Below are 243 nucleotides of genomic sequence, written 5' to 3' on the forward strand. Positions count from 1 at the left end.
TGATGTGACTCATCAGTAAACACAAAACTTATATCTTGCCCGATTAAATCGCGCCAAACTTTCCAGTTAGTTGCATCAATAACATGATCAGGTTCATTGTCGTTGAACCTTTCAGATTTAAACCCAATACAATATTGAACTGGTTCGTTACACCAAGAGAAATATAATTTTTCACCAGCTTCAAATTCTAAGTAAATTTCACGATCTATTTCATGAGATTCAGAATCTGACTGCCCCTTCAGC

The 243-nt window shown here is 35.8% G+C and carries 1 protein-coding gene; it reads right to left on the reverse strand.

The genetic code is table 11. The features are described from left to right. On the reverse strand, positions 1 to 243 hold a 243-nt coding region (locus AAEY57_RS20840; protein ID WP_350608765.1), incomplete at both ends, for a hypothetical protein.

The sequence above is a fragment of the Pseudoalteromonas sp. MER144-MNA-CIBAN-0113 genome, from assembly GCF_040308965.1.
Lineage (GTDB): Bacteria > Pseudomonadota > Gammaproteobacteria > Enterobacterales > Alteromonadaceae > Pseudoalteromonas > Pseudoalteromonas tetraodonis.